The sequence below is a fragment of the Natronospirillum operosum genome, assembly GCF_004768465.1.
GTDB lineage: Bacteria > Pseudomonadota > Gammaproteobacteria > Pseudomonadales > Natronospirillaceae > Natronospirillum > Natronospirillum operosum.
On the sequence record NZ_SRMF01000001.1, the window covers coordinates 901,889 to 917,177 of the forward strand.

Annotated in this window: 14 protein-coding genes; 13 read left to right on the forward strand and 1 reads right to left on the reverse strand. The window is 62.1% G+C overall.

Going from position 1 to position 15,289, the window contains the following annotated elements; all coding sequences use genetic code 11:
- Positions 1–2 precede the first annotated feature (2 nt).
- The 13 genes from E4656_RS04260 to glpX all read left to right on the forward strand — a co-directional run bounded on the left by E4656_RS04260 (position 3) and on the right by glpX (position 13,272).
- Positions 3–929 (forward strand): electron transfer flavoprotein subunit alpha/FixB family protein, encoded by a 927-nt coding sequence (locus tag E4656_RS04260; RefSeq protein ID WP_135481459.1) that lies wholly within the window; start codon positions 3–5, stop codon positions 927–929.
- Between the two features lie 127 nt (positions 930–1,056).
- Positions 1,057–3,240 (forward strand): hybrid sensor histidine kinase/response regulator, encoded by a 2,184-nt coding sequence (locus tag E4656_RS04265; protein ID WP_167855925.1) that lies wholly within the window; start codon positions 1,057–1,059, stop codon positions 3,238–3,240.
- Between the two features lie 42 nt (positions 3,241–3,282).
- Positions 3,283–4,788: a type II secretion system ATPase GspE gene (gspE, locus tag E4656_RS04270; RefSeq protein ID WP_135482261.1), complete on the forward strand. Its 1,506-nt coding sequence runs from the start codon at positions 3,283–3,285 to the stop codon at positions 4,786–4,788.
- Entirely contained in the window at positions 4,788–5,993 is a 1,206-nt protein-coding gene (gspF, locus tag E4656_RS04275) for a type II secretion system inner membrane protein GspF (protein WP_135481463.1), read from the forward strand. The genes gspE and gspF overlap by 1 nt, the downstream gene beginning before the upstream one ends.
- Positions 5,994–6,036: 43 nt before the next feature.
- Positions 6,037–6,474, forward strand: a complete 438-nt coding sequence (gene gspG, locus E4656_RS04280) for a type II secretion system major pseudopilin GspG (RefSeq protein WP_135481464.1) — start codon at positions 6,037–6,039, stop codon at positions 6,472–6,474.
- 7 nt (positions 6,475–6,481) lie between these two features.
- Positions 6,482–7,027 (forward strand): prepilin-type N-terminal cleavage/methylation domain-containing protein, encoded by a 546-nt coding sequence (locus tag E4656_RS04285; RefSeq protein ID WP_205849089.1) that lies wholly within the window; start codon positions 6,482–6,484, stop codon positions 7,025–7,027.
- The gene (gene gspI, locus E4656_RS04290) at positions 7,020–7,421 is read left to right on the forward strand and encodes a type II secretion system minor pseudopilin GspI (protein WP_167855926.1); all 402 of its coding nucleotides are present in this window, start codon (positions 7,020–7,022) and stop codon (positions 7,419–7,421) included. Before E4656_RS04285 ends, gspI begins: the two co-directional genes overlap by 8 nt.
- Positions 7,422–7,441: 20 nt before the next feature.
- A complete protein-coding gene (locus E4656_RS04295; RefSeq protein ID WP_135482264.1) occupies positions 7,442–8,152 on the forward strand; it encodes a GspJ family type II secretion system protein in 711 nt (236 codons plus the stop codon).
- Positions 8,152–9,111 carry a type II secretion system minor pseudopilin GspK gene (gspK, locus tag E4656_RS04300; RefSeq protein WP_135481468.1) on the forward strand — a complete coding sequence of 320 codons (960 nt, stop codon included), beginning with the start codon at positions 8,152–8,154 and terminating at the stop codon, positions 9,109–9,111. The genes E4656_RS04295 and gspK overlap by 1 nt, the downstream gene beginning before the upstream one ends.
- 9 nt (positions 9,112–9,120) lie before the next feature.
- Positions 9,121–10,392 carry a type II secretion system protein GspL gene (gene gspL / locus E4656_RS04305; RefSeq protein WP_135481469.1) on the forward strand — a complete coding sequence of 424 codons (1,272 nt, stop codon included), beginning with the start codon at positions 9,121–9,123 and terminating at the stop codon, positions 10,390–10,392.
- Positions 10,389–10,880, forward strand: a complete 492-nt coding sequence (gene gspM, locus E4656_RS04310; RefSeq protein ID WP_135481471.1) for a type II secretion system protein GspM — start codon at positions 10,389–10,391, stop codon at positions 10,878–10,880. The genes gspL and gspM overlap by 4 nt, the downstream gene beginning before the upstream one ends.
- Before the next feature lie 38 nt (positions 10,881–10,918).
- Positions 10,919–12,265, forward strand: a complete 1,347-nt coding sequence (gorA, locus tag E4656_RS04315) for a glutathione-disulfide reductase (RefSeq protein WP_205849090.1) — start codon at positions 10,919–10,921, stop codon at positions 12,263–12,265.
- Positions 12,265–13,272: a class II fructose-bisphosphatase gene (glpX, locus tag E4656_RS04320; protein ID WP_135481474.1), complete on the forward strand. Its 1,008-nt coding sequence runs from the start codon at positions 12,265–12,267 to the stop codon at positions 13,270–13,272. Before gorA ends, glpX begins: the two co-directional genes overlap by 1 nt.
- Here the strand turns inward: glpX and speA are convergent, their stop codons facing one another.
- Positions 13,273–15,174: a biosynthetic arginine decarboxylase gene (gene speA, locus E4656_RS04325; protein ID WP_135481476.1), complete on the reverse strand. Its 1,902-nt coding sequence runs from the start codon at positions 15,172–15,174 to the stop codon at positions 13,273–13,275.
- Positions 15,175–15,289 lie beyond the last annotated feature (115 nt).

The window sequence follows — 15,289 nt, forward strand, 5'->3', positions numbered from 1 at the left end:
TCATGAGTATTCTGTTAATTGCCGAGCATCATCAGGGCGAGCTGTCCGAAGGCACAGCACATGCAGTCACCGCCGCCAGGGCCATGGGGGGCGATATCCATGTGCTGGTGGCCGGCGAAAACATGGACGCTGTGGCACAGGCTGCCGCCTGCCTGAAGGGCGTCCAGCAGGTGCGGGTGGCCGACCATGCTGTCTATGGGCATGCCCTGGCAGAGCCGATGGCAGATCTGGTGGTCAAGCTGGCGGCGGACTATGAGCACATCGTTGCCCTGGCCACTACCGGGGGCAAGAATTTCATGCCGCGTGTGGCCGCCCTGCTGGATGTGGATCAGATTTCCGACATCATGGAAGTGCATGCTGCCGACGAGTTCTCGCGTCCCATCTATGCCGGCAATGCCATTGCCCGGGTCAAAGTCTCCACCCCGAAGAAGGTAATCACGGTGCGTGGCACCGGCTTTGATGCCACCGGTGAGCAGAGTGCCTGCGACATTGCCACCGTGGACTATGTGTCCGATCTGGCCCTGTCCGAATTCGTGGGCGAAGAACTGGCCCAGTCTGACCGTCCCGAACTGACCGCCGCCAGGGTGGTTATTTCCGGTGGTCGGGGCATGGGCAACGGCGAGAACTTCAAGCTGCTGGAAGGTATTGCCGACAAGCTCAATGCCGCCATCGGGGCTTCCCGCGCCGCAGTTGATGCCGGCTTTGTACCCAACGACATGCAGGTGGGTCAGACCGGCAAGGTAGTAGCGCCCGACCTGTACATTGCCGTCGGCATCTCGGGGCAGATCCAGCATCTGGCCGGCATGAAGGACTCCAAAGTCATTGTGGCCATCAACAAGGATGACGAAGCACCCATCTTCCAGGTGGCCGATTACGGCCTGGTCGGTGACCTGTTCGAGCTGGTACCGGAACTTGATAAAGCACTTTAACAGAGTGTGATGAATGGGCGGGCCGCGCAGCGCGTGCCCGCTCCATTCCGAAGAATGGTTCATCCCGTCCCGCGCCTGCGGTATGCTACGCCTTTCGGCCCGATGGCACACAAGGACACAGCACCGTATGCAATGGGAGCGCCTGCCCGACAACAGCATCCAGAAGAAGCGCAGCCTGCTGCGGACCATAGACCGCGAGATCTCCCGCCAGGGGCGCATCAGTGTGTTCGGGCATCTGCTGGTCTTTCTCTATGTCGAATGGCTGATGGGCTTCGATGCGCTGTCGCCGGTGCAGAGCTATGGCATTGGCCTGCTGTTGCTGCTGGTCGCCATCTGGCGGCTGGTCTATCTGCTCCAGTTCGATCATTTCTACGGCCGGGGTCCGAAGCGCTGGCGTAACCAGTACGGCATGGTCACCCTCGCCGGGGCCGCCCTGTGGTCGTGCTATCTGACCCTGACCATTGTGCTGCCCAGCTATGATGCCTCCCTGACCTTTATCTGGGTCTATACGGCGGCGGTCTGCGCCACCCATATCTATATTTTTGCACCCTATCCACGCATGGCCGAATGGTACAACCGGATTCTGCTGATCCCGCCGGCCATTGCCGGCATCCTGATGTTCGAGCTGGAGTACAGCACCCTGGGGCTGGGGGTGTTGCTGTTCTATGTCTTCATGAACCGGGTCGGGCGTCGCATCAGTCGCCAGCACTGGGAATCGCTGGAAAACCGTGAACGGCTGGAATATGAGCTCGGCAAGGCCAGCGCGTCCGAACAGCAGGCGGCCCTGCGGGCGGATGATTCGGAGCGTTTCATGGCCAATCTGACCGCCATGATCAAGACCCCGCTGAATGGGGTGCTCGGCATGCTCAGCCTGCTGACAACGGCCAGGCTGCGCAAGGAAGACCGCAAGCTGGTGGAAGTGGCCTCACAAAGCGCCCATTCTCTGGCTGAACTGGTCGACGACTTTGATACCTACCTGCGGGTGCGCGGGCATTTCCTCAACGAAGAAAAGAAAGTCTTCAATGTGGCGCGCCATCTGGAAAGTGTCATGGAGAATCTGGGCCCGGTCGCGCACGAACGGGAAGTCGAACTGAGCTATACGATGCGGCCGGATCTGCCGGAACGGGTCAATGGCAGTCCGCGCCAGATCACGACGCTGTTCAAGCAGCTCACCACCTTTGCCGTCAGCCTGTCGACAGGGCCGGAAGTCAGCATGAAGGTGCAGGATGCCATCGAGGGTGAGGGTATTGATGTTTCTGTGCGTTTCCAGGCCGACATAGACGAGCAGACTCTGGAAGACATGCAGACTCTGCTGCGCACCGAGCGGGGTTTCGAGGCTCTGGGGCATGTTGATGTCACTCTGCTCAGTCTGGTCATCATAGCCAGCCTGGTCCGCCAGCATGACGGCCGTATCCGCCTGAATGTGCTGACCACAGAAGGGCACAGAATCTACCAGGTCAGTATCCGGTTGCCGCTGGAAGCCTCCACGCAGGGCGGGCGGGTGTTCAGCGCCAGCAGGCATTTTGCGGGCAAGTCGGTGCTGATGACCGGCTTTCCGGAATATGGTGCCCAGGCGGTGGGGGCAGAGCTGGAAAGCTGGGGCATGAGTGTCACCCGGCAGGAACTGGACGAGCAGGCCATTCCCGGGCCCGAGACTGCACCCGAGCAGGACTACTGGATCATCAACGTGCCGGTGCGCCTGACCAGTGATGCTCTGGGCGTGCTGGAGAAGATCGCCGCCTACTGCCGCGACCACGACACCCTGCGCCCGCTGCTGATGGTGACAGCGGCCCAGCAGACCCTGCTGGCGGACTGGTTTGAAGAGGATCAGTTGCTCAACAAGCCGGTGCCCCGACGCACCCTGCATCGCTGGCTGTTGCGCAAGCCCATCGATCGGCAGGATGATGACGATGTCAACGAGATCACCGAGCGGCTGGCCGGACGGCGGGTGCTGGTGGTGGAGGAAAATGCCGTCAATGCCATGGTGGCGCGCAAGATACTGCAACGGCTCGGCATCGAAACGGTGGTGGTGGGCAGTGCCAGGGCAGCCCGCGAGCGTTTCCGGGCCGACAGCTTTGACATGGTCTGGGTAGATCAGGAACTGGCAGACATGTCCGGCCATGAAGCGGTGGCCCTGCTGCGCAATGACGAACGGGAAGAGGGCGCTGAGCCCGCTGTCATCCTGGGTATCACCACGACTCGTTCGCCGGCGGTTGAACGCAACTGCATGGCGGCCGGCATGGATGATATTCTGGAAAAACCACTGAACCTGAACCAGGTGGCTGAGACTTTGCAGCGCCATTTGGTGTAACCTGAGCCGCGCATGACTATGAATCACGATCCGGCTGATCAGATGGCAGCAGCAGAGCCAGGGAAGCAACCTGCCGAGGCGGCCGGACTCGCCCGTATTCCCTTTGCCTATGCCAAGCGCCACGGTGTGGTTATCGACCGGACTGCCGATGGCGTGTGCCTGTTCGTGCGCCAGGATACCCCGCCCTTTGCGATTCAGGAGGCCATGCGCCTGCAGGGTGATACCCTGCCATTCGATACGTTGGCTGATGATCAGTTCGAGCAGCGGCTGAACCTGGTCTATCAGAGTCAGAATGAAGATCGGATGCAACAGGCGGAGGAGTTCTCGGACCTCGACCTGATGAGCCTGGCCGAGTCGGTACCGGAAACCGAAGACCTGCTGGAACAGGAAGATGATGCCCCCATCATCCGCCTGATCAATGCCATTCTGACCGAAGCCATTCACGAGTCGGCCTCGGATATTCATGTTGAAACCTTCGAGAAAAAGCTGGTCATCCGGTTCCGCGTGGACGGCGTGCTGCGCGAGGTGCTGCAGCCCAAACGGGCCCTGGCACCGCTGCTGATCTCCCGCATCAAGGTCATGGCACGTCTGGATATAGCGGAAAAACGCCTGCCTCAGGATGGCCGTATTGCGCTCAAGGTCGCGGGGCGCGAAGTCGACATTCGGGTGTCCACACTGCCTTCCAGCTATGGCGAGCGGGTCGTGATGCGTCTGCTGGACAAGCAGGCCGGGCGCCTGACGCTGTCGCATCTGGGCATGGAAAGCGCCGACGAGCAGCGTTTGCGCGAACTGATTGCGCGCCCGCACGGCATTATTCTCGTCACCGGGCCCACCGGCTCCGGCAAGACCACCACGCTGTACGCGGCGCTGGAGCATCTGAATTCAGCCGCCCGCAATATCATGACCGTGGAAGACCCGATCGAGTACTCGCTGCCCGGCATCGGTCAGACCCAGGTCAACCCGCGCATCGACATGACCTTCGCCCGTGGCCTGCGAGCTATACTGCGCCAGGACCCGGATGTGGTCATGATCGGTGAAATACGGGATTCGGACACGGTGCAGATTGCCGTTCAGGCCAGTCTGACCGGACACCTGGTGCTGAGTACGCTGCATACCAACTCTGCCGTGGGTGCCATTACCCGTCTGCAGGATATGGGCGTTGAGCCCTTCCTGCTGTCATCCAGCGTGATCGGTGTGCTGGCTCAGCGTCTGGTCAGAACCCTGTGCCCGGACTGCAAGGTGGCAGCGACGCCCGACCGCGCCGAACGGGAATTTTTGGGTCTGAATGCATCCGAGTCGGCCACCATTTATCACCCGCAGGGGTGCAAACAGTGCAAGCACACCGGGTACCGTGGTCGTATGGGTCTGTATGAACTGGTACAGGTGGATGAAGCCATGCGGGTCGCCATCCACGAAGGTGCCGGCGAGCATGAACTGAATCGACTGGCGCGCGAGCGCACCACCGATATGCTGGCCGACGGGGTGCGCAAGGTGCGGGCCGGCCTGACCACCATCGAGGAGGTCATGCGGGTGAGCAGGAACCTCTGATGGCAGCCTTCGAATATGTTGCTCTGGATGCATCGGGACGCAGCCGCAAGGGTGTGATCGAAGCCGACAGCCCGCGCCAGGTCAGAGCGCAGCTGCGCGACAAGGGCTGGGTGCCGGTAGAGTTGCGGCAATCCGCCGAACGTCGGGGACGCACCGGGTTTCTTGGCGGCCCGGGTCTCAGTGTCAGCCAACTGGCCATGGTCACCCGTCAGATGGCTACGCTGGCGGCCTCCGGTATGCCGCTGGAGGAATGCCTGCAGGCCGTGGCCGAGCAGAATGAACAGCGTCGTATCCGCTCCATATTTCTCGCCGTCCGCGCCCGGGTACTGGAAGGTTACAGTCTGGTCAGGGCTCTGGAAGCCTACCCCAGAGCCTTCAACCACCAGTTTCGAGCCACCGTGGATGCCGGTGAACAGTCCGGCAAGCTGGATCTGGTGCTGTTGCGACTGGCGGATCATATAGAGGAACAGGAAGCCACCCGGCGCAAACTGCAGATGGCCGCCACCTATCCGGTCATACTGACGCTGGCCGCCATCGGTATCGTGGTCTTTCTGCTCAACAGCGTGGTACCCCGGATTCTCGATATCTTCGTCAGCAGCGGGCAGCCCCTGCCGGCGCCTACACGAGCCCTGATCTCGGTAACCGACTTTATGCAGACCTGGTGGCTGACCCTGATCCTGGGGTTGATTATACTGTCGGTTCTGTTCGTGTTGTGGAATCTGCAACCGGCCCGACGCGCCCTGACGCACCGTCTGTATTTACGGTTACCTTTCATTGGCCCTCTGATACGCGGCTTCAGCACCGCCCGTTTTGCCAGTACAGTGGCCATGCTGACCAGCAGTGGGGTGCCGCTGGTGGAAGCCATGCGCATAGCCGGCTCGGTGATCACCAATTTGCCGATCAGAGCCGCAGTGCGCACGGCAACGCAGAAGGTAACAGAAGGTGGGTCGCTCAGCCGGGCGCTGGCTGAAGCCGGTTATTTCCAGCCGATGATGATTCACATGATTGCCAGCGGGGAGGCAAGCGGGGGTCTGGATGACATGCTGGCTCGTACCGCACGCAATCAGGAACAGAACCTGAAGGACATTATCAGCACGGTGATGGGGCTGCTGGAGCCGCTGATGCTGGTTATAATGGGTGCCATTGTCATGGTGATTGTGCTGTCGGTGGTGTTGCCGCTGACGCAGATGAACACCATGATATGAATGGATTCATGAACACTGCAATTTCTACGAGAGTAATGGACACATGCTGAGAAATGGTCGTTCCGCTGCGGGTTTTACATTGATCGAGTTGTTGATTGTACTGATCATCATTGTTGTGATTACCGGCCTGGTGGCTCAGAACTTCACCGGCCGAGACCAGGCGGCCATGCGCCAGGCGGTGCAGGCAGACTTCAATACCATCGAGAATGCGCTGCAGATGTACCGCCTGGAAAACTCGCATTACCCCAGTACTGAACAGGGGCTGGATGCCCTGATGAACGAGCCCTCCGGGTCACCGGCGCCGCGCAACTGGCGTGGACCCTACCTGCGCTCTGCACCCAGAGACCCCTGGGGCAATGACTATGACTATGTGAACCACGGCAACAACCGCATTGAAATCATCTCCTACGGCGCCGATGGTCAGCCGGGCGGGGAGGGTGACGATGCCGACCTGTCCAGTCTGGATGATGACGACCGCTAGGGGGCCTTTGAACCTCTCTCGGCATGCTCCGCGTGCGCGCGGTTTTACCCTGCTGGAGCTGCTGACGGTACTCGTTATCATCTCCGTGGCCATATCCCTGGTGGCGCTCAGCATGGCGCCGCCGAATCGCGAGCGCGATCACGAACGCTATCTGCCGCGCCTGCACAGCTTCGTGCTCGAAGCCTATACCGACGCCCGGCTGCAGCGGCAGGATCTGGGACTGCACTGGTTCAGTGACCGTATCCAGCTCTATCAACTGGGTACGGAGCTCGATGATCAGGGTGACCCCCAGACAGTGCTGGATCCGCTGCGGCACTGGATCCTGCCCGACAGTCTGGAATTCAGGCTCGGCCTCGGCAACGATACCCGTCTGCTCCCGCTGTGGACCGAGCAGCACCCGGAACCGGCCGAGCTGCACCTGCTGATCAGACCAGATGGCACGGGCGACCACCCATGGCGGCTGGAACTGGCCTGGGCGGACGATGGCGAGCCCTGGCAATACCTGGTGTCCGATGGCTTCAACCGACCGCAGTGGCGTTTGGCCCATGAGTAGATCGACCATTCCACAGCGGCCCGGGCGCAACCGCGGTTTCACGCTGGTCGAGGTCATGGTCGCCCTGTCCATATTCGCGGTGATTGCCACCAGCCTGATGTACACCGCCACCCAGAGTATCCGCAATACCGAAATTCTGCAGGAGCGCACACTGGGGCGCTGGGTGGCCGAAAACCACCTCAGCGAACTGCGCCTGAGCGACGCCCCCGCAATCAACAACTACACCGATGACGTCAGCAACTTTGGTCGTGACTGGGTCATACGGTGGTCGGTGGCCGACCCTGAATCGGAAACCTATGGCGCCCACCTGCGGCGGGTGACCGTATCAGTCTACCTGGCCGATGGCGAAACCCCAGTCGATGAACTCATTGCCCTGATACCGGTGACCCTGTGAAGCCGGGGCACAGCGTTCACATGCGTGGCTTTACGCTGATGGAGCTGATGATTGCCCTGACGGTGACAGTGATCCTGGCCGGCGGCACCCTGACGCTGGTCAGTCAGTTCGTGACCACGCGCGAACGGGTGACCGAGCGGCTGCATGATCTGGAGCGCCTGCAGGCGGTACAGGAGCGTCTGCGGCAGGATCTGGAGCAATACACCCCCCAGCGGCCAGTGGCCGACGAATTCAGCAACCTGCAGCCGGCACTGATCAGCAATGACCAGACGCTGCTGGAACTGACCCGCCATGGCTGGCTGCGTTCCAGCATTGACCCGGAGTTGCGCTCCGATCTGCAGCGGGTGGTCTATGAGCTGGTTCCGATCAGCAGTGAGCGGTGCCGCATGGGGCTGACCTCGGAACAGTGGGCCCAACGGGATCAGTTGGAAGGCGACTGCCTGCTGCGCCGCTTTCGTCAGCACCTGGAAGCGGAAGCCGAAAACCCCTGGCGCGAGCAGGTAGTCATGGCACCGCTGCGCGACATCAGCCTGAGTTTCATTGGCCTGGATGCCGACGGTGACCAGAACAGCTTTGAGCAGTGGCCGCCCAGTGACGTGATTGCCGGCGAGTTGCCCGGCAGCCTGCGCGCCATTGAAGTCACTCTGGATGGGGCCGGCTATGGTCCGGCCCGGTTTCTCTGGAACGTACCCGGTCGGGTGCTGGAAGACAGCGACGAGGAGAGCCTGTGATGCGCGCGGGTGCCGGTCGCAGGCTGCAACAGGGGGTGGCCCTGATTCAGGTGCTGCTGGTCTTTGCCGTGCTGATGGCGCTGGCCGTGCATCTGACCTGGCGCCAGCAGCTCACCATCTCCGGCACCCAGCATGTGCTGGAGAGCAGCCAGGGCTATGCCTGGCTGCACAGTGTCGAGGCCCTGGGTCGGGCCGAACTCAAGCGGGACCATCAGACCCCGCTCCCGGCTTCGGCCTGGGGCGAATGGTCCGACCCGTTCGAGCTGGAGCCGGGTGAAGCCGTGTTTCGGGTGCGGCCGCTGGATGGCTACTACAATCTGAACTGGTTGCATGACTCTTCCGGTGTCAGCGCCGCGCCGGCACAGGTCCAGCGCCTGTTGTCGGATCAGGGCCAGGAGGGCGCCTGGTTGCAGCGGCTGGCGGACTGGTTTGATCGTGACAGCGGTGCCGAGTTCGAATACAGACTGGTGGAACCCGGCTACCGGCCTTCCTTTGCGTCCATCGCGGATGCCTCCGAGCTACGCCTGCTGCAACCGCAGCAGCAGACTCTGGCCCCGCTGGAGATCGAAGGCTGGGCCGTGTTCCTGCCGGCCCAGTCAAGGCTCAACCTGCAGGTTGTCACCGAGCCGGTGCTGCGCGCCCTGCATCCGGACATGGGCGAGCCCCAGTGGCTGGCCCTGGAGCGGGCCCGTGAAGACGGTCTGGACAGCGTCGACGACTGGCTGACCCGAGAGGATGTCGAGCCGCTGCGTGAAGAACTGCCAGCGGGGTGGTTCAGCGTGCGCGGGGAGTATTTTCTGCTGGAGGCCGAAGTCGACTATCTGGATCAGACTCTGCATCTGACCAGTTGGCTGCGCCGGGACGAAGACGGCGCCGTTCAGGTAATACAGCGCCATTACCTGCCGCTTGCGGTGGACAGGGCTGACCCGGATGATGACAATGGCACTCCCGATAACTGACCGGTACTTATGAAAGCGCAGACGGTGTTTATCTACCCGGACGCCCGGGTTCGACATTTTGACTGGCTCTGCATCGAGCAGGGCGAGCGGCAGGCCGTCCAGTCCGGGGACGAGTCCGCGCTGCGGGCCGCCCTGCGCGACATGGCCCCGCTGCACCTCTCGGTGGTGCTGATACTGCCGGTGGAAGGCGCTCTGCATACCGCGGTCTCGGTGCCGCAGCGGCAACGTCGTTTTCTGAGCCGTTCGCTGCCCTTCATACTGGAGGCGCAGACCGCGCAGGATATCGAGGAACTGCATATCGTACCGGGCCAGTCCCTGAGCGGTGACCAGCTGGCGGTTTATGCTGTCCCGCATGCACGCCTGCGCCACCTGCTCGAGCTGCTGGCCGACAGTGAACTCGCTGCGGCTGCTCTGGTGCTGGATACTCAGGTGCTGGCTCTGCATGATCAGAATGCAATCTGTATCGCCTGGCAGCCGGGCACTCAGGACCGCGTGCTGGTCAACACGGCCGGCTGCGGCATGGCCTGCACCCGGCAGAATCTGTCAGCTTGGCTGGACCGGCTGGCGACTGAGGCACAGGGTCAGACCACGAGCCTGCTGCTGGCCGATGATCTGGCCGGTGAGGCCGATACGCTGGCGGCGGAGGTGGAGCAGTTCAGTGCCGCCCGGCCCGGGGTGGCGCAGGTGGCCAATGGCTGGCTGCCCATGCTGGCCGACCTCTGGCTGGCGGCCGGGCCACGCCGGCGCAGCCTGACCAATCTGCTGTGTGGCCCCTACGAGCAGGTCGATGCCTTCAGTCGCTGGAAGCATCTGCTGCCCGGAACTGCCCTGGCGGCAGGCCTGCTGGCCGTGGCCGGCGGGCTCTACTTTATCGCTGATCTGCGCCAGACCGAGCAGCGGGCAGAGGCGGTCTGGCAAGCGACGGAAGCGCTGTTTGCCGAGGCGGTAGGCCAGGAACTGACCCTGCAACGCCAGCGGGCGCTGCAGCAGATGGAAGAGCTGGCCCTGAGAACGTCCGACAATGGTGCTCAGCAGGGCCCCTTTCTGAGCCTGCTGGCCCGCTTTGACGAGGCCATGGCCACTCAGCCCGTGGCCCTGGAAGAACTGCGTTTTACCGCTGACCGGGCAGAACTCCAGGTGCAGGTCGAGGCTGAATCCACGCAGACACTGGAAGCCCTGCGCAGCGCCCTGGAAGAGCATGCGCTGACCGTTACCTATTCGGCGAGCCGCGTCAGCGACGGCTTTCGCGGCAATTTCAGGATACAGGGGAACACGGAATGAATGCCTTGATGGAGTCATTGCGGGCTCGCTGGCAGGCCTATTCCACCCGTGAAAAGATAGTCTGGGCCGGGTTGGCGGCAGCCCTGCTGGTGGTACTGCTGTGGCTCTATGTCTGGCAGCCGCTGGCTGACCGCCGGGCCCAGGCCCAGGCTGAACTGGCTCAGGCCGAGCAGGCCCTGGCCTACTTGCAGCGGGCGGCGCCACAACTCAGGGTACAGAACCTTGCCGGCGATGATGGCGCGTCGCCGGTACAGAGCATGACCAATCTGATCAGTCGTACTGCGGCGCAGCAGTCGGTGGATCTGACGCGCTTTGAGCAGAGCGGCAATGACGGCCTGCGCCTGTGGCTGGACAACCAGCCCTTCGATCGCGTCCTGCTCTGGCTGGCAGACCTCGAAAGCCAGGGGCTGACAGTGGATCAACTGACACTGAGTCAGGGCAACAGCACGGGTCAGGTCAATTTGCGTGGCGTAGTCGTCAGGTACTGAGCGGCCAGCCCGTATCGTTCAAATGAAGAGGTATCTCCATGGATTATGATCTGTTTGTCATAGGCGCCGGTTCCGGCGGCGTCCGGGCTGCCCGCATGAGTGCCCAGATGGGTGCGCGCGTAGCCGTGGCCGAGGTGTCTGATCTGGGCGGCACCTGCGTCAACCTGGGCTGTGTGCCCAAGAAGCTGTTTGTCTATGCCGCCCAGTTCCGACGCGGCTTCAGAGATGCTGCCGGGTTTGGCCTGGCGGTGACTGCACCCGAGCTGGACTGGTCCACCTTGCGCGGTAACAAGGACCGCGAGATCAGCCGTCTCAATGACATCTACGGCAATCTGCTGACAGGGGCCGGGTGTACTCTGTACCGGGGGCATGCGGAAATCACCGGGCCCAACCGGGTCCGCGTCGGCAATGAAGAGATTACCGCGCACAGAATTCTGATTGCCACCGGCGGCTGGCCCTTTGTGCCGGAAGTCCCCGGCAAGGAGCACATCATCACCAGCAATGAAGTCTTTCATCTGGAACAGTGGCCAGAACGGGCCGTGGTGGTGGGCGGCGGCTACATTGCTGTCGAGTTCGCCGGCATTTTCAACGGTACCGGTGTCGACACCACGCTGATACATCGCCGCGATCTGGTGTTGCGCGGCTTTGATCAGGATGTACGCCGTTTTGCCCAGCAGCAGTTCCAGGAAGATGGTGTCACCCTGGAACTGGATGCCGAGCTGGCCTCGGTGGAAGCCATTGCTGGCGGCTACCGGGTGACGCTGACCAATGGCAAGGTACTGGATACCGATCTGGTGCTCTGTGCCACCGGCCGGCAACCCAATACCCGAAATCTGGGCCTGGAAGCGGTGGATGTACGTACCGATGATCGAGGCGCCATCATCGTGGATGATGAATATCAGACCACCGCCGAAGGTATCTATGCGATTGGCGATGTGGTTGGCCGGGCCGAACTGACACCGGTCGCGCTGGCCGAAGGCATGTTCCTGGCTCAGCAGTGGTTTGGCGAGGGCGGCCGCCCGGTCCGCTACGACGCCATTCCCACGGCGGTATTCTCCGAGCCCAATATCGGCACTGTTGGCCTGACCGAAGAGGAAGCCCGGCGCAACTACGCTGTTACGGTGTACGAAAGCGAATTCCGCCCCATGCAGAACACCCTGTCGGGCAACCCCTTGCGGGCCTACATGAAACTGATTGTGGAAACCGGCAGCGAACAGGTGCTGGGCGCCCATATGGTGGGGCCCGACGCCGGCGAGATCATGCAGGGCTTCGGGGTAGCCTATGCCATGGGCGCCACCAAGGCCGATTTCGATCAGACCATCGGCATTCACCCGACCTCCGCCGAGGAATTTGTCACCATGCGCACACCAAGGAGCAACAACTGATGAAACGTGATCTGGCCCTGCAGTTTTCCCGGGTCACCGAAGCCGCCGCCCTGGCTGGCCACAAATGGCTGGGCCGGGGTGACAAGGACGCCGCAGATCAGGCGGCCGTATCCGCCATGCGTGCCCTGTTGAGCACCAGTGATATCGATGGCGAGATCGTTATCGGTGAGGGTGAGATAGACGAGGCGCCGATGCTGTATATCGGTGAAAAGGTCGGTCGCGGGGGCGAAGCGGTGGATATCGCCGTGGACCCGATCGAAGGCACTCGCATGACAGCGCTGGGACAGTCCAATGCAGTGGCCGTGCTGGCGGCCGGCGAACAGGGCTGCTTTCTGCAGGCACCGGACATGTACATGGAAAAGCTGGTGGTGGGACCGCAGGCCAGAGGGCTGATCGATTTGGAACAGCCGCTGGAAGACAACGCCAGGGCGGTTGCGGAAGCGCTGGGCAAGCCGCTGCGGGAGCTGACCGTGGTGACCCTGGAGAAACCCCGCCACCGGCCCATGATCGAGCGCCTGCAAGCGCTGGGCGTCAAGGTATTCGCATTGCCCGATGGCGATGTGGCCGCCTCCATTCTGACCAGTGTGCCGGAAAGCGAGGTCGACATGATGTACTGCATCGGCGGCGCGCCGGAGGGCATTATCTCGGCGGCCGTGATCCGGGCTCTGGGCGGCGACATGCAGGGCCGCCTGATACTGCGCCATCAGGCCAAGGGTGACTCGCCGGAGAACAGCGCGGCCGGCGAGCGTGAAGCCGAGCGTTGTCGCCAGATGGGGGTGGTGCCGGGCCAGCGGCTGCGGCTGGAAGACATGGTCCGCTCCGACAACCTGGTGTTTTCGGCCACCGGCATCACCAAGGGTGACCTGCTGCAGGGCGTGACCCGGCAGGGCCTGCTGGCGACCACGGAAACCCTGTTGATCCGCGGTCGTTCACGCACGGTACGGCGCATTCAGAGCACCCACTATCTGGATCGCAAGGATGATGAGGTGAGGGCCGTTATCCTCTGATCAGGTGCCGTGGTCAAGATAGGTGTCGTCATCCATGCCTGCCTGCAGCCACTGCAACAGATCCTGCCGCTCGGACGCCTCAAGGCTCGAGTTGTCCACCTGTGTCTGCAGGGCGTCGAGCAGACGGTCAGGATCAAAGTTCACATAGCTCAGTACCCGGCGCACACTGTCGCCCTGCTGGCAGTTGGTCAACTGGAAGCCGCCGTCTTCTTCCAGTATCACGTCGGCTGAATGGGTATCACCGAACAGGTTATGCAAATCCCCCAGTATTTCCTGGTAGGCCCCCACCAGGAAGAACCCCAGGATGTCGTGCGGCGCAGACAGGGGAGGGGTGGGGAGGGTAGCCTCGACACCCTCCCCGTCGACATATTGATCTATCCGGCCATCGGAATCACAGGTGATATCACGAATGACACTGCGGCGTCTGGGCTCACGATGCAGGTTCTGTAGCGGGAGCACCGGGAATATCTGATCGACGCCCCAGGCATCGGGCAGCGACTGGAACAGGGAGAAATTGGCAAATACCTTGTCAGCCATCTGCTCATTCAATTCATCCAGTATGGCCCGATGGGGTCGGCGCCCCGGATCCAGGCGCCGCATCAGTTCCAGCGCCATGCCTTTCAGCACCTGCTCGCCCTCGGCGCGCTGGGCCAGCGTAATCTGCCCGGTGGCGAAACTCTGATTGATGTCATGACTGAGGGCGACCAGATCATGGTGCACCTCGGTCAGTCCCCGGCGCCGCTCGGCCAGACCCTGATAACTGGCCCAGATGTTGTGCAGCAGCAGCGGGCTGTCCTCGGTCGGCGCCTCAATATGGCCGGCCTCCACACGCTCGACGCCGATTACATTGGTCAGCAGCATGGCGTGGTGTGCGGTCATGGCGCGGCCGGACTCACTGATGATATCGGGCTGCGGCAGATCATGCGCCAGGGCCGCATCGCGGAAAGCATGCACCACCCGCTTGGCATACTCGTCAATGGAGTAGTTGATCGAGCAGGTGCTGCGTGACGCCGTGCCTTCATAGTCAACCCCCAGACCGCCACCGACATCCGCCACCGTGATGGGCACGCCGAGCAGCCTGAGTTCGGCGTAGAAGCGGGCCGCCTCACGCAGCCCGACCTGAATGTCCTGAATATTGGCAATCTGACTGCCCAGATGGAAATGCAGCAACTGGAACGACTCCAGGGCATTGCGCTCGCGCAGACGTTCCACCGTGTGCAGAATCTCGCTGGCCGACAGCCCGAACTTGGATTTGGGGCCACCGGTGTCCTGCCAGTTGCCGGTACCAATGGTCGCCAGACGAGCCCGAATGCCGATACGGGGCTGCACGCCCAGTTCCCTGGCCACGGCCAGCACTTCTTCCAGCTCGGTGCGCTTTTCCAGTACCAGATAGACCCGATGCCCGAGCCGCTGACCGATCAGTGCCAGGCGGATATAGTCCCGATCCTTGTAGCCATTGCAGACTATGGTGGAGCGTCCGGGCTCGGACAGCGCCAGCACCGCCAGCAACTCCGGTTTGCTGCCGGCTTCCAGTCCCATGTGGCCAGCCAGTGCCAGTTGCTGTCCACGCACGATCTCGCGGACCACGCCAAACTGCTGGTTGACCTTGATCGGATAGACCGGCGTGAAACTGCCTTCGTATTGCTCGGCTTCGATTACCTTCCGGAAGCTGCTGACCAGGCTGCGCACCCGGTCATGCAGGATATGCGGAAAGCGCACCAGAACCGGCAGGGACAGGTTGTGTTCGCGCAGGGCCGCAATGACCGCCGGCAGACTGACGGCCTGACCGGTGTCAGGGTCACAGACCTCGACATCGCCGGCCTTGGATACATTGAAATAACCGGCGCCCCAGCGGTCGATGTTGTACAACTGCAGGCTGTCCTGGGCGGTCCAGTCGGGCATGGGAAGGGTCCTGATAGGTTACGGATCATTTCAGTGGACAGTAGACGGTAGACAGTAAAGAACTTCAGCTCAGTTTGTCCACGCAGACGCTATTATCGCCACGAGTTGTCATAAC

What these genes read in the sequence shown, in the direction of transcription:
- gspK (WP_135481468.1), top strand. Translation starts at nt 8,152, where the DNA reads ATGCGCGCGGGTGCCGGTCGCAGGCTGCAACAGGGGGTGGCCCTGATT.
- gspE (WP_135482261.1), top strand. Translation starts at nt 3,283, where the DNA reads ATGGCAGCAGCAGAGCCAGGGAAGCAACCTGCCGAGGCGGCCGGACTC.
- speA (WP_135481476.1), bottom strand. Translation starts at nt 15,174, where the DNA reads ATGCCCGACTGGACCGCCCAGGACAGCCTGCAGTTGTACAACATCGAC.
- gorA (WP_205849090.1), top strand. Translation starts at nt 10,919, where the DNA reads ATGGATTATGATCTGTTTGTCATAGGCGCCGGTTCCGGCGGCGTCCGG.
- gspG (WP_135481464.1), top strand. Translation starts at nt 6,037, where the DNA reads ATGCTGAGAAATGGTCGTTCCGCTGCGGGTTTTACATTGATCGAGTTG.
- E4656_RS04265 (WP_167855925.1), top strand. Translation starts at nt 1,057, where the DNA reads ATGCAATGGGAGCGCCTGCCCGACAACAGCATCCAGAAGAAGCGCAGC.
- E4656_RS04260 (WP_135481459.1), top strand. Translation starts at nt 3, where the DNA reads ATGAGTATTCTGTTAATTGCCGAGCATCATCAGGGCGAGCTGTCCGAA.
- gspL (WP_135481469.1), top strand. Translation starts at nt 9,121, where the DNA reads ATGAAAGCGCAGACGGTGTTTATCTACCCGGACGCCCGGGTTCGACAT.
- gspF (WP_135481463.1), top strand. Translation starts at nt 4,788, where the DNA reads ATGGCAGCCTTCGAATATGTTGCTCTGGATGCATCGGGACGCAGCCGC.
- E4656_RS04295 (WP_135482264.1), top strand. Translation starts at nt 7,442, where the DNA reads ATGCGTGGCTTTACGCTGATGGAGCTGATGATTGCCCTGACGGTGACA.
- gspM (WP_135481471.1), top strand. Translation starts at nt 10,389, where the DNA reads ATGAATGCCTTGATGGAGTCATTGCGGGCTCGCTGGCAGGCCTATTCC.
- gspI (WP_167855926.1), top strand. Translation starts at nt 7,020, where the DNA reads ATGAGTAGATCGACCATTCCACAGCGGCCCGGGCGCAACCGCGGTTTC.
- glpX (WP_135481474.1), top strand. Translation starts at nt 12,265, where the DNA reads ATGAAACGTGATCTGGCCCTGCAGTTTTCCCGGGTCACCGAAGCCGCC.